Source organism: Pedobacter sp. (assembly GCF_965279535.1).
Classification (GTDB): Bacteria; Bacteroidota; Bacteroidia; order Sphingobacteriales; family Sphingobacteriaceae; genus Pedobacter.
This window is the reverse complement of record NZ_OZ257244.1, coordinates 3,571,014-3,585,037: the sequence shown is the minus strand read 5'-3', so window position 1 is coordinate 3,585,037 and position 14,024 is coordinate 3,571,014. Positions and strand designations below refer to the sequence as shown.

Here is a 14,024-nt window from a genome sequence, read left to right as displayed (position 1 = left end):
AATGCATTCAAAATTATCACCAATTATAAAACCAGTAGACCTGATTCAGCTAAGTAGATCCGAAGAAATCATCATCATTGATGCCAGTGCCGGATCAAAAGCGAGATACGATGAAAATCACCTTACAGGAGCCTTATTTGCTGATGTAAACAACGATCTCGCGAATATAGGAGATTTCGCCGATGGAGGAAGGCACCCCCTACCTACTTTTGAACAGTTTGAAGTAATTTTGGGGAAGTTTGGCATTTCGCCAGATAGCCATGTGGTAATATATGATGACAAAAATGGTGGAAATGCTGCAGCCAGACTCTGGTGGATGTTAAAAGCCATTGGGCATGAAAAAGTTCAGGTAATTGATGGCGGCTTCGGTGCAGCAGTTGCAGCAGGTTTTCCCACCACTAATCATATAGAAACCGCAAAAGCAGCCAGGCCTTACCCGATTAAAAGCTGGGAATTACCATTAGCGGATATTGATGAGGTAGAGAAAATAACCCAAACAAACAACTACATGGTAATTGATGTAAGGGATGCCAATCGCTTTGCAGGCTTAACAGAGCCAATAGATCTGATAGCAGGCCATATTCCGGGAGCCACGAACATTCCCTTCACAGAAAATCTGGATGCAACCGGAGCCTTCTTATCGCCCGAACTATTGAAGGCAAAATACACCAGGGCTTTAGCTGGCATAGAAACCGAAAATGTTATTGTGCATTGTGGATCTGGAATTACCGCTTGCCATACCTTGTTGGCTTTAGATTACGCAGGTTTACCTGTTCCAAAACTTTATGTAGGCTCATGGAGTGAGTGGAGTAGAAATAACAAGGAAATGATTTTGGCCCCGGGAGCGTAAATTTTGACTAAATCCGGTTGGGAACATGGAACTGGTGTTTTAAATTACTTATCCAGTTACCCAATGCCCAATGAACCAATGAACTAATCAACCAGGCCTTGTAATAATTTTTAAAAAACATTTTTAATCTAATTATTTTATCCCTACATTTGCAGGCTAAAATTTTACAGTACTTTGAACCCGCTAAAACAATTTTCAGTACCGTTTACCGGATTAAAATTGGGAACTCATGACTTTGATTTTGAGCTTGATGACCGCTTTTTTAATGCTTTTGAGTATTCGCTGATTAAAAGTGGCAGCCTGAAGGTTAACCTGGAGCTTGAGAAACAAGAGACCATGTTAATTCTGAGGTTTAAAGTAACCGGTACCGTTAATTTAGATTGCGACAAATGTTTAGCTGAATTTCCATTGCCGATAAATCTGTACGAAAGACAGATTGTAAAATTTGCTGAAGATGAGCTGGAGAGCGATGATGATGAAATTATCTCGCTAAGCAGAAAAGAAACAGCAATTGATATCGCTGAACCGTTATATGAAATGATTAACGTTGCAGTTCCATATATCAAGAACTGTGAGCAGGCTAATCAAGATTGCGACCAGGAAATGATTGATCGATTAGAGAAACTTTCTATCGAAAATCAGAGTGAAGAGAACGAACAAACAAGCGACCCACGTTGGGAAGCATTAAATAAGTTAAAAAAATAATTAGATTATACACCAATGGCACATCCAAAACGGAAAATCTCGAAACAGAGAAAAAATAAAAGAAGAACTCACTATAAAGCTGTGGCTCCTTCTTTAGCAACATGCTCGGCAACAGGTGCTATCCACGTACCTCACCGTGCTTATAACGTTGATGGTAACTTATACTACAACGGCAAACTGGTTATTGAAAATACTCAGATTGGGTAATTTTCTTAAAAAATTGTTTGTGTTTTCAGCGGCTTTAGTCATACCTTAGTCAACTGAAAAATTTAGGATTAACCCTAATTTAACACAAACAGATTTTTTCTATGAAAATAGGCCTCGACATAATGGGCGGAGACTATGCTCCCAAAGCAATCGTTTTGGGAGCAATAGCTGCTCATCAATCGCTAAATACCGGAGAACATTTAGTTCTTATCGGCGATACCGAACAGATTAAACCCATCCTTGCAGAAGAAGGTTTTAATCCGGATCATTTTGAATACGTTCATACTGATGAAGTTATTGGTATGGGCGAACACCCCACAAAAGCAATTGTTCAGAAACCAAAATCGAGCATATCTGTTGGCTTTAACCTTTTAAAAGAAGGAAAAATCGACTCATTTGCGAGTGCAGGTAACTCTGGCGCTATGTTAGTTGGCGCTGTTTTTAGCGTTAAAACTATTCCGGGCATTATCCGCCCCTGCTTATGCACAATCCTTCCTAAAATTAAAGGCGGCACCGGTTTATTATTAGACGTTGGTGCAAATGCCGATTGCAAACCTGACATCTTACTTCAATTTGGTGCCCTGGGCAGTTTATATGCAGAAAACTTATTGCAAATAGACAATCCTAAGGTAGCCCTCATGAATATTGGTGAAGAGGATGAAAAAGGCAATATGCTAAGCATGGCAACTTTTCCGTTAATGAGAGATACAAACTTATTTAACTTTGTAGGCAACGTAGAAGGAAGAGATTTATTCAACGATAAAGCGGATGTAATTGTTTGCGATGGTTTTACAGGAAATGTTATGCTTAAATTAGCAGAATCTTTTTATGTAATGACTGTTAAAAAGGGAATGAAGGATGAGTTTTTCGATCGCTTTAATTATGAGCAATATGGTGGCAGCCCGGTTTTAGGTGTTAATGCACCTGTAGTGATTGGCCACGGTATATCGAGCCCGTTAGCAGTGAAAAACATGGTCCTTCAATCAAGAGAAATGATTACAACAGGATTAGTAGATAAAATTAAAACGGCATTCAAATAGTTTATTTAATTTTTTAAAATGAGTAAAATTCACGCTGCTATAACAGCAGTAAATGGTTACGTCCCCGACTATGTGCTTACCAACGCAGAGTTAGAAACCATTGTTGATACTTCGGATGAATGGATCACCAGCAGAACGGGTATAAAGGAACGCAGGATTTTAAAAGGTGAAGGTTTGGGTACATCTGATATGGCTGTACATGCTGTAAACGGATTGCTTAAAAAAAGAGGTATTGATGCAAAGGAAATCGAATTAATTATCTTTTGCACCACTACTCCCGACTTTACTTTTCCTGCCACGGCAAACGTACTGGCCGATAAGGTAGGTGCCACAAATGCCTGGGGCTATGATTTACAAGCTGCTTGTTCGGGTTTTATCTTTGGATTAAGCACTGGTGCACAGTTTATTGAATCTGGAAAGCATAAAAAAGTTTTAGTAGTTGGTGGAGACAAAATGTCTTCAATCATTAACTATGAAGACCGTACAACCTGCATTATTTTTGGTGATGGTTGCGGTTGTGCACTTTTAGAACCAAATGAAGAAGGATTGGGCATTCAGGATTCTATTCTCAGAACTGATGGTTCAGGAAGGGACTTCTTAGGCATGAAAGCCGGTGGTTCTGTAAAACCTGCATCACATGAAAGTGTTGATGCACGTGAACACTTTGCACACCAGGAAGGCCCAACGGTATTCAAATTCGCCGTTACCAACATGGCTGATGTAGCTGCCGAAATCATGGAGCGTAATAACTTAACTGCAGATGATGTAGCCTGGTTAGTTCCTCACCAAGCTAACAAACGCATTATCGATGCAACTGCCAACCGCATGGGCGTAGGTACTGATAAAGTAATGATCAATATTGAACGTTATGGTAATACCACTAACGGAACTATCCCACTTTGTTTGTGGGAATGGGAAAGCCGCCTTAAAAAAGGCGACAATATTGTTTTGGCTGCCTTCGGAGGTGGATTCACATGGGGCTCAATTTACCTCAAGTGGGCATACGATTCTAATTAATCTGAATCCATAGCCGGAACTTTATAGTCTGATTATCAGATGAAAAATAAAACAAAAAAAGTATAACTTAGTTAAATCATATAAACACTATTTTTTACATAACTAGCCTAAAAAATGGATATTAAACAAATACAGGAACTGATTAAATTTGTTTCTCGTTCTGGGGTAAACGAAGTTGCTATTGAGCAAGAAGACTTTAAAATTACCATCAAAACAAACCAAAACCCAACAGTTGTTCATGCTACAGTACCACAAGTTCCACTTGTACAAGCTGCAGCCCCTGTAGCTTCTGCACCTACTGCACCAGCTGCTGTTTCAACTCCGGCTGCTCCTGCTGCTGAAGACACTTCGAAATACATTACCATCAAATCTCCAATGATCGGTACTTTCTACCGTTCTTCTAGCCCTGACAAACCAATGTTTGTTAATGTTGGCGATGAAATCGGTACTGGTAAAGTAGTTTGTATCATTGAGGCAATGAAACTTTTCAACGAAATTGAGAGTGAAGTTTCTGGCCGTATCGTTAAGATTTTGGTTGATAACGCTTCTCCTGTTGAGTACGATCAACCATTATTTTTAGTAGAGCCTATTTAATTATAAAACATTGACGTCACCCAGTCCCGACACATCGGGATTTGGGTCTTCTTTTTATTATAGATGCTGATCAGTCAGCATGACGATTATTTTAAAACAGATTGACGAAAAATAAAAAATCATGTTTAAAAAAATATTAATTGCCAACAGGGGTGAAATCGCTTTGCGTATTATCCGTACCTGTAAGGAAATGGGCATCAAAACTGTTGCTGTTTATTCTACCGCAGATCGCGAGAGTTTACATGTACGTTTTGCTGATGAAGCTGTTTGTATCGGTCCTCCCCCAAGTAAAGATTCTTATTTAAATATACCTAATATCATTTCTGCAGCAGAGTTAACCAATGCTGATGCCATCCATCCCGGATACGGATTTTTATCTGAAAATGCTAAATTTTCAAATATCTGCAGAGAGTATGGCATCAAATTTATCGGCGCAACACCAGAGCAGATAGACGACATGGGTGATAAGGCTTCGGCGAAAGCAACCATGAAAAAAGCCGGGGTACCTACTATACCAGGTTCTGAAGGTTTATTAAACAGTGTTAAAGAAGGTATTAAAATAGCCAACGAAATGGGCTATCCTGTTATTCTAAAAGCAACTGCCGGTGGTGGTGGCCGCGGAATGCGTGTAGTTTGGAAAGATGAAGATTTCGAAAATGCATGGGATAGCGCACGTCAGGAATCAGGAGCAGCTTTCGGTAACGATGGTTTATACCTGGAAAAATACATCGAAGATCCGCGCCACATTGAAATTCAGATTATTGGTGATCAATATGGTAAAGCCTGTCACTTATCAGAACGCGACTGTTCTATCCAACGTCGTCACCAGAAATTGGTAGAAGAATCGCCTTCACCTTTCATGACGGATGAGTTACGCGTTCGCATGGGTGAGGCGGCCATTAAAGGAGCTGTTGCCGTTAATTACGAAGGCGCAGGAACCATTGAATTTTTGGTTGATAAACACCGTAACTTCTACTTCATGGAGATGAATACACGTATCCAGGTAGAACATCCGGTTACAGAAGAAGTAATCAACTTCGATTTAATTAAAGAACAAATTAAGGTTGCTGCAGGAATTCCTATTTCCGGTAAAAATTATTTCCCTGATATGCATGCCATTGAATGCCGTATCAATGCAGAAGATCCTTTTAACAACTTCCGCCCTTCACCGGGAAAAATCACCAATTTCCACTCTCCGGGTGGCCATGGTGTGCGCGTAGATACCCATGTTTATGCAGGCTATCAAATTCCACCTAACTATGATAGTATGATTGCTAAATTGATTTGTGTTGCGCAAACACGTGAAGAGGCAATTTGTACCATGGAGCGTGCATTGGGAGAATTTGTAATCGAAGGCGTTAAAACAACTATTCCTTTCCATTTACAATTGATGAAAGATCCTAATTTCAGAGCAGGAAATTTCACTACTAAATTCATGGAAACATTTGAATTATCAGAATAATTAAACTTTTTCAAGTTTGAAACTTTAAAAGGGCTGTATCAGGATTTTGATACAGCCCTTTTTATTACACCTAAAAACAACTTCACCGTTTTAATCAAACATTAACTTCTTATCTTGTAGCGTTTTAACAACAGCCTGCGTTTTAGTAAAAAACCTAACCAACATGAAAAAATATCTACTTAACGGATTACTGCTAATCTTCGCGATGGCTGTACTTACTCAATGCAAAAAAAACACCGATGAATTTGAAGTTATACAAATTGCGAAAGCAATTTCTCTGCAAGAGATGAGAGCATTGCCTGTGGGTATAAAAAGTCCTGTCAAAGCAAAAAAAACCGGGAAAATCTATGTATATAATGATTACCTCTTTATAAACGAACCAAACAAGGGTATTCACATTTATAACAATGTTAATCCGAATGCCCCTGTTAACCTCGCATTTTTACAAATTCCCGGCAATGTTGATCTTGCCATCCGTGATAACATTCTCTATGCTGACAGTTACGTAGATTTACTGGCTTTTGATATTTCATCGATGAACAATATCAAGCAAATTAAAAGGGTAAATGATGTTTTTAAACAGTTTTTTACAACCAGTGTACTGAAATATGTGGTTATTTATAAAGACACCGTTGTTAGAAAAGAAACTTACAAAAATATCTCGTTTGATGCAAGTTACAGCAGTTCAACCGGCAGTTCATCCGGGCAGGGAGGCTCAATGGCCAGATTTACCTTGTTAAGCGATTATCTGTATACTGTTGGGCAATCGGATTTAAGTCTTTTTGATATAAAAACGGCTTCAAATCCAACTTTCGTAAAAACAATAAATTTAGGCTGGGGTGTAGAAACGATATTTCCTTACGAAAACAAGTTATTTATCGGAACCAATACAGGTATGCATATTTTCAGTGCTGCTGATGCCGCCAATCCGGTAAAACTATCTACTTATAGCCATATTTTTGCCTGCGATCCAGTAGTTGTACAAGGAAAATATGCCTTCGTTACTTTGCGTACGGGCAATTTCTGCCGTCAAACCGTTAATCAACTGGAAGTTGTAGACATTGAAGACCCTACCAAACCAAAACAGCTCGCCGTTTTTCAGATGCAAAATCCACATGGCTTGAGTGTGATTAACAATAACCTCTTTCTTTGCGAGGGCCCTTTTGGGATCAAAAGCTTTAATATCGAAAATAAAAGCGCAATTGGAAACAATATGCTGCAGCATTTAAGCCAGATTAAAAGCTATGATGTAATTGCAGGTCCGAAATCTTTAATTGTTACCGGCGAAGATGGCGTATACCAGTTTAACTATAATAATCCCGCAAACTTGTCACAAATGAGTGTAATTAAAGCGCTTACTTATTAAGTTTCCAATTTTCAACTAAAAGCAGGAAGTGAGAATTCTCCATAAAATTAAACACAGCACAAAAATTTCAAATGCTTCGCTTCCTATTTTTGTCGTTTGAAGCTATTTTTGCCAAGCAATTCTCAGAATAATATAAACTATTTCTATATTTAACACGTAAATACCATTCTATTCGTTTAGAATGGTATTTTTGTTTTCAACATGAGCAGCACTAAAGAAAAATCATCACTAATAAAAGCTATAGGAGAAAAGGGTAAAAATTTAGAGGCAGAGATGTCCTTTTTTGATCACCTTGATGTTTTACGTAAGCACCTGATTAGAGCAGTTATCGCCGTCGCCGTTTTTACGGGTATCGCTTTCTATTTTAATGAAGAAATCCTCGATAACGTCATCTTCGGACCTAAAAAACCTGATTTCTGGACTTACAGAATGATGTGTAAATTGGTTGAACGCTTCCCCTCTTTAGGTAAAGACATGTGTATCACCAAGATAAATGGTGAAATCATTAACACGGAAATGGCCGGGCAGTTTAACCTGCAGTTAAACGTTTGTGTAATGTGCGGCATCGTAGTGGGTTTTCCTTATCTCCTTTGGGAAGTATGGCGTTTCATTAAACCTGCACTACATGAAAATGAACGTAAATCTGCAAGTGGTTTTGTTTTCTTTGCTTCTGTACTTTTTGTAATCGGTATTCTATTTGGATATTTCGTAGTATGCCCATTATCAGTTAACTTTTTAACTGGTTATACAGTGAGCGAGGAAATTAAAAATACCTTCACTGTTGATTCTTACTTATCTTCGGTAGCCACACTTACCTTAGGAACAGGTATTATTTTTGAGCTTCCGGTAATCATTTTTATCTTATCTAAACTGGGTCTAATGACACCAAAACTGATGAGATCGAGCAGAAGATATGCGGCTGTAATTATCCTGATTATTGCAGCAATTGTTACGCCTACACCAGACATTATGACAATGCTCATTGTAGCAACACCACTTTTCTTACTTTATGAGTTGAGTATTTTTGTTTCTGCTTTCATTGAAAAGAAAAAGAAAAAGGCCGAAGCTGCTTTCTATGCTAACTAACAAAAACATTACGAATAGATTTTATATTTCTCTCTAAATTTGAACATGTCTGATACAAAGATTAAAATTGCCATCGGTGCTGACCACGCCGGATTTGAATACAAAGAAGTGCTGAAGGGTTTCTTAAAAGATTACGATCTTAAAGATTTCGGCACTTATTCTCTTGATTCTGTAGATTATCCGGATTTTGCCCACCCTGTTGCTGCAGCAGTAGAAAGTGGTGAATTTACCTATGGAATTTTACTTTGCGGATCTGCAAACGGTGTAGCCATTACAGCCAATAAACATGAAGGCATTAGAGCGGGATTGTGCTGGGAAAATGAGGTAGCCTCATTGGTGCGTAAACACAACAATGCGAACGTATTGTGCATCCCAGCCCGATTTGTATCAGAAGCACTAGCTAAGGAAATTACCACTACCTTTTTAAATACTGAATTTGAGGCAGGTCGCCATCAGAACAGAATTGATAAAATTTCCTGTTAACCAATAACTCAACTAACTATTATCATAATGAACAAAAATTTTTTAACCCTTGGCTTAGCTACTGTGCTTTACGCAAGTTGTTTTGCACAAGTAAAACCCCTTATTGCCAATAAGGACGCCATTCGATTCAGTAAAGCTATTAATCCGGATAACGCTTATAAGCACCTTTCAGTATTAGCTTCTGATGCTTTTGAAGGTCGTGAAACAGGAACCAAAGGTGCGTGGATGGCAGCAGATTACATCCGCGATTATTTCAAATCATTAGGATTAAAAGCACCTGTTAATGGCTCCTATTTTCAGCCTGTAGATTTGGCTAATTACAGTGTAAGCGAAAGCATGTTAACCATAAATGGCCAACCTAAAGTCGCTTATAAAGATTTTGTAATTGCAAGTAATGCTGTAGGTTTAAATGGTTTTACTTTTAGTACAGATGATGTTGTGTTTGCAGGTTACGGTGTAACTAAAGACGGTTATAACGATTACGAAGGCTTAAATGTAGAAGGAAAAGTAGTATTGATTTTCGCTAGTGGTGATCCAACCGTAAAATCTGCCGAAAAACAAACCGGACGTCAGCTTTTAATGGCCAGAGCCAGAAAAACTTCCTATTTAGCTCAGGCTAAAGCTAAAGCAGTAATTTTTATTGACCCAAGCTTAGATAACATTACCGAAGAACAAAAAACAGCCTATAGCAAAGGTTCTAACGTAATGAAAACGCAGGACAATATCGATCGCATGAAAAAGCAAAACCCTTTCACTACGATCGCTATATCAACCGCTACAGCCAACGAGATTTTGAAAACAGCAGGTACTTCGGTAGAAGCTGTTCAAAAGAAAATTGCTGAAACTTCTAAACCAGCATCGCAAACCCTAAATGTTGCCCTTTCAGCCAGTGCAATGAAGAAGGAAACAGCACTTCGTTGCGAAAATGTTCTAGGATTCTTAGAAGGTTCTGATCCGGTTTTAAAGAAAGAGATTGTTGTACTTACAGGTCATTATGACCACATCGGTATTACACCAGAGGTAGAGGGACCAGATAAGATTAACAATGGCGCAGATGATGATGGATCAGGAACTACAGGTGTTCTGTTAATGGCCAAAGCTTTTGTTGATGCTAAAAAAGCAGGTAAAGGGCCTAAACGCAGTATTTTATTCATGACTGTTGTTGGCGAAGAAAAAGGACTTTGGGGTTCTGAATGGTACTCTTTGCATCCGGTTTTCCCTGTAGAAAACACCATCGCTAACTTAAATACCGATATGATTGGCCGTACCGGTGAAGAATATTTGGGCAAACCAGATTCTGCGAATTACATTTATTCTGTAGGTTCTAACATGTTGAGCAGTGATTTAGGTAAGCTAAGCGAGCAGGTAAATGCTACATATACCAAAATGAAATTAGATTATAAATACGATGACCCAAAAGATCCTGAGCGTATTTATTACCGTTCAGATCACTATAACTTTGCGAAGTTGGGTATTCCAATTATTTTCTATTATGATGGGATGTTACAACAAGATTATCACAGACCTGGCGATGAAGTAAGTAAAATCAACTTCCCGCTATTGGCCAAAAGAGCACAACTCACCTATTACACCGCCTGGGAATTAGCCAATAGAGCAAAACGTCCGGCTGTTGATATGGATGGCAAGGGTAACCCAAAATAATTAAGTCAAAACATTGAGCCTCAACAAATCGTTGAGGCTTTTTTATGCACATTAACTTTTGCTGGCACAAGAATTTCCTATCTTTGAAATATGATCAAAACTGCTGAGGAATTTTTAGAGAAGAGTGATGAGAAAGCGTTCGATTTATCACACCGTAAAACTATCAATTATAATATAGGTAAGTATAATGTTGCGGTAGAACGTGGATTATCCAAATTCGAAAACCTGGAAGCATCGAAAAAGAAAGCACATGTGATTAAATGGCGTGTGATGGAAAATCTCGATAAGTTTTTGCCAGAATTTGAATCTAACTTCCAACGCAGAGGGGGTAAAGTAATCTGGGCAAATGATGCAGCCGAAGCGCAGAGAGAAATCCTGAACATCATTAAGAAAAACAATGGAAAATCGGTCATCAAGTCAAAATCGATGACGACAGAGGAAATCCATTTGAATGAATTTCTGGAAAGCAACCAGATCGAGTCTTTAGAAAGTGATTTAGGCGAGTACATTGTTCAGCTCTTAGGGCAACCTCCTTATCACATCGTTACCCCAGCCATGCACCTCAGTGCCACAGATATCGCCCAGCTTTTTCATGATAAATTTGGGACGCCATTAGATGCAACACCTCCACAACTGGTACAAAAAGCAAGAGAGTTGCTTAGAGAAAAATACCTGACTGCCGATATTGGCATTAGTGGCGGAAACTTTTTAATTGCAGATACAGGAAGCATCGCCTTAACAGAAAATGAAGGAAATGCACGTTTGAGCACCACTTTTCCAAAAATACACATTGCCATCGTTGGGATTGAGAAAGTTATTCCTTCTATGGCCGATCTGGATCTTTTCTGGCCGCTTTTGGCTGCTCACGGCACCGGACAAAATCTTACGGTTTACAATTCGATCTTAAGCGGGCCAAGGCAGCCGGGAGAAACTGATGGGCCAGAAGAAATGTATGTAATCTTGCTGGATAACGGCAGAACAAATCTTTTAGCTCAAAAAGATCAGCGCCAGGGCTTGTACTGTATCCGCTGTGGCGCTTGCTTAAATGCCTGCCCGGTTTACAAAAATATTGGTGGTCATACTTACAATACCACCTACAGTGGTCCTATAGGCTCGGTGATTACGCCACACCTGAAAGGAATGGAAGAGTTTAAACACCTGAGTTATGCTTCTAGTTTGTGTGGAAAATGCTCGGAGGTATGCCCTGTTAAAATCGATATCCATAAAATGCTGTTGTTAAACCGTAGAGATGCGGCTAGCGGCCATGAAAATGGCAAAAAAGAGGAAATGGGCTGGAGCATGTTTAACAAAATGATGCAAAAACGTAAATGGATGGATTTTTTCGGCGGTAAATTTAAAAATTTCATGCTTAAAACATTCTTCAAGAAAAGTTGGGGCAAATACCGTGAAATGCCGCAGGTAGCAGATAAATCATTCGCCAGGCAGTGGGAAGAATTGAAAAAAAGTAAAGAATCTTAAGCCATTCACCTGATAAATCACTCCCATATGCATTTCAACCGAAGAGATAAAGACGATCATTTCCTATTGGATTTGTATAAAAGACTTCTTTATCCACGAATGGTTGAAGATAAAATGCTCATACTTCTTCGCCAGGGAAGAATTGGGAAATGGTTTTCAGGCATAGGTCAAGAAGCCATTGCCGTTGGCAGCACTTTGGCCATGCAAAGCGATGAATATATTTTGCCCATGCACCGCAATCTGGGGGTATTCACTACACGCGATATTCCCTTAAGAAAATTAATGGCCCAATGGCAAGGCAAGCTAACCGGTTTCACCAAAGGGCGCGACCGATCCTTCCATTTTGGCACTCAAGACTATAAAATCATAGGGATGATATCCCACTTGGGTCCTCAATTGGCCCTGGCCGATGGGATAGCACTGGCAGATGTATTGGCCAGCCGACCAAAAGCAACGCTGGTTTTTACAGGTGAAGGAGCAACCAGCGAAGGAGATTTTCACGAGGCTATGAACGTTGCAGCCGTTTGGAATCTTCCGGTTATCTTCCTGATAGAAAATAATGGTTATGGCTTATCTACGCCTACACAAGAACAATACAGATGCAAAAACCTGGTTGACAAAGCCATTGGATATGGAATGGAAGGCATTCAAATAGATGGGAATAACATCCTGGAAGTTTATGATACCATTAGTCTCATCGCTGCTGAAATTAGAAAAGACCCCCGGCCGGTTTTATTGGAATGTTTGACCTTTAGAATGAGGGGACATGAAGAGGCTTCAGGAACTAAATATGTACCTCAGGAACTGTTTGATCAATGGGAAAAGAAAGATCCGATCAGCAATTTCGAAACGTACTTACTGACGGAAGGCATTTTAAACCCTAACCTGATAGAGGAGCTAAAGGCACAGTTCAAAAAAAACATTGAAATAGATGTGGAACAGGCCTTTAATGAAGAAGAACCCACTGCAAACGCTGATTTGGAATTAAAAGACATGTACTTTCCATTTGAGCAACAGCAAGTCGAACCCGAATCATCATCATCAACTGAAAAACGATATTTAGATGCCATTGCTGAGGGATTAGATTTAGCTATACAGAAATATCCTAATCTGGTATTGATGGGACAGGATATTGCAGATTATGGTGGTGCATTTAAAATTACGGATGGCTTTACTACTAAATATGGCAAAGGAAGGGTAAGAAACACTCCTATTTGTGAATCGGCTATTGTGGGTGCAGGTTTAGGCCTATCCATAAACGGTTACAAAGCAGTTGTAGAGATGCAGTTTGCCGATTTTGTAAGCGTAGGTTTTAATCAAATTGTGAATAACCTGGCCAAGACTCATTATAGATGGGGAGAAAAGGCAGATGTTGTAGTCAGAATGCCAACAGGCGCTGGCACGGGTGCAGGTCCTTTTCATTCGCAAAGTAATGAAGCGTGGTTTACCAAAACACCTGGTTTAAAAATTGTTTACCCGGCATTTCCCTGTGATGCTAAAGGATTACTGCTGGCAGCCATCGAAGATCCGAATCCGGTAATCTATTTTGAACATAAGTACCTTTATCGGAGCTTAACCGGAGCAGTTCCAGATGGTTATTATACTACCGAAATAGGCAAAGCAGTTACACTTAAATCTGGCAGCCAGCTGTCGATTATTACATACGGACTGGGGGTTCATTGGGCATTGGAATATCTGAAAGAAAACACAAACATCGATGCAACGCTTATTGATCTGAGAACCCTACAACCCTGGGATAAAACCACAGTTGAATCAGCTGTAAAAGCCACAGGAAAAGTTTTGATCCTTCATGAAGATACACTAACCAATGGATTTGGGGCCGAAATAGCAGCCTGGATTGGAGAACATTGCTTTCAGTACCTTGATGCGCCTGTTACGCGATGTGCCAGCCTGGATACTGCCATCCCCATGAGTAAAATCCTGGAAGATGATTTTCTGGCTAAAGCCAGATTGGCTGAAACAATAGAAAAATTATTAAGATACTAGTACCTGTTTAACTCAAAACACATCATGCTGAGTATTTCAGCATCTCCCGGTAAAAGACCTGAAATA

Annotated in this window: 13 protein-coding genes; all 13 read left to right on the top strand. The window is 39.4% G+C overall.

Annotation, left to right across the window (positions count from 1 at the left end; genetic code table 11):
- Window position 1 precedes the first annotated feature (1 nt).
- Window positions 2-850, top strand: coding sequence for a sulfurtransferase (locus ACQY77_RS14600; protein WP_421941425.1), 849 nt, complete (start codon window positions 2-4; stop codon window positions 848-850).
- A 174-nt stretch (window positions 851-1,024) separates the two neighbouring features.
- Window positions 1,025-1,555: a YceD family protein gene (locus ACQY77_RS14595; RefSeq protein WP_421941426.1), complete on the top strand. Its 531-nt coding sequence runs from the start codon at window positions 1,025-1,027 to the stop codon at window positions 1,553-1,555.
- Between the two features lie 15 nt (window positions 1,556-1,570).
- Window positions 1,571-1,762 carry a 50S ribosomal protein L32 gene (gene rpmF / locus ACQY77_RS14590; RefSeq protein ID WP_039480510.1) on the top strand — a complete coding sequence of 64 codons (192 nt, stop codon included), beginning with the start codon at window positions 1,571-1,573 and terminating at the stop codon, window positions 1,760-1,762.
- Between the two features lie 101 nt (window positions 1,763-1,863).
- Window positions 1,864-2,802: a phosphate acyltransferase PlsX gene (gene plsX / locus ACQY77_RS14585; protein WP_421941427.1), complete on the top strand. Its 939-nt coding sequence runs from the start codon at window positions 1,864-1,866 to the stop codon at window positions 2,800-2,802.
- Window positions 2,803-2,820: 18 nt separating this feature from the next.
- Window positions 2,821-3,819 (top strand): beta-ketoacyl-ACP synthase III, encoded by a 999-nt coding sequence (locus ACQY77_RS14580; protein WP_421941428.1) that lies wholly within the window; start codon window positions 2,821-2,823, stop codon window positions 3,817-3,819.
- 114 nt (window positions 3,820-3,933) lie between these two features.
- The gene (accB, locus tag ACQY77_RS14575) at window positions 3,934-4,413 is read left to right on the top strand and encodes an acetyl-CoA carboxylase biotin carboxyl carrier protein (RefSeq protein WP_421941429.1); all 480 of its coding nucleotides are present in this window, start codon (window positions 3,934-3,936) and stop codon (window positions 4,411-4,413) included.
- A gap of 121 nt (window positions 4,414-4,534) precedes the next feature.
- On the top strand, window positions 4,535-5,875 hold the full coding sequence (gene accC, locus ACQY77_RS14570; protein WP_421941430.1) for an acetyl-CoA carboxylase biotin carboxylase subunit: 1,341 nt from the start codon (window positions 4,535-4,537) through the stop codon (window positions 5,873-5,875).
- Between the two features lie 163 nt (window positions 5,876-6,038).
- Entirely contained in the window at window positions 6,039-7,241 is a 1,203-nt protein-coding gene (locus ACQY77_RS14565) for an LVIVD repeat-containing protein (protein ID WP_421941431.1), read from the top strand.
- 201 nt (window positions 7,242-7,442) lie between these two features.
- A complete protein-coding gene (gene tatC / locus ACQY77_RS14560; RefSeq protein WP_421941432.1) occupies window positions 7,443-8,327 on the top strand; it encodes a twin-arginine translocase subunit TatC in 885 nt (294 codons plus the stop codon).
- Window positions 8,328-8,372: 45 nt separating this feature from the next.
- Window positions 8,373-8,810, top strand: coding sequence for a ribose 5-phosphate isomerase B (rpiB, locus tag ACQY77_RS14555; RefSeq protein ID WP_421941433.1), 438 nt, complete (start codon window positions 8,373-8,375; stop codon window positions 8,808-8,810).
- 27 nt (window positions 8,811-8,837) lie between these two features.
- Window positions 8,838-10,472 (top strand): M28 family peptidase, encoded by a 1,635-nt coding sequence (locus ACQY77_RS14550; RefSeq protein ID WP_421941434.1) that lies wholly within the window; start codon window positions 8,838-8,840, stop codon window positions 10,470-10,472.
- A 90-nt stretch (window positions 10,473-10,562) separates the two neighbouring features.
- Window positions 10,563-11,951, top strand: coding sequence for a LutB/LldF family L-lactate oxidation iron-sulfur protein (locus ACQY77_RS14545; protein WP_421941435.1), 1,389 nt, complete (start codon window positions 10,563-10,565; stop codon window positions 11,949-11,951).
- 27 nt (window positions 11,952-11,978) lie between these two features.
- Complete coding sequence (locus ACQY77_RS14540) at window positions 11,979-13,958, top strand: alpha-ketoacid dehydrogenase subunit alpha/beta (protein ID WP_421941436.1); 1,980 nt, start codon at window positions 11,979-11,981, stop codon at window positions 13,956-13,958.
- Window positions 13,959-14,024 lie beyond the last annotated feature (66 nt).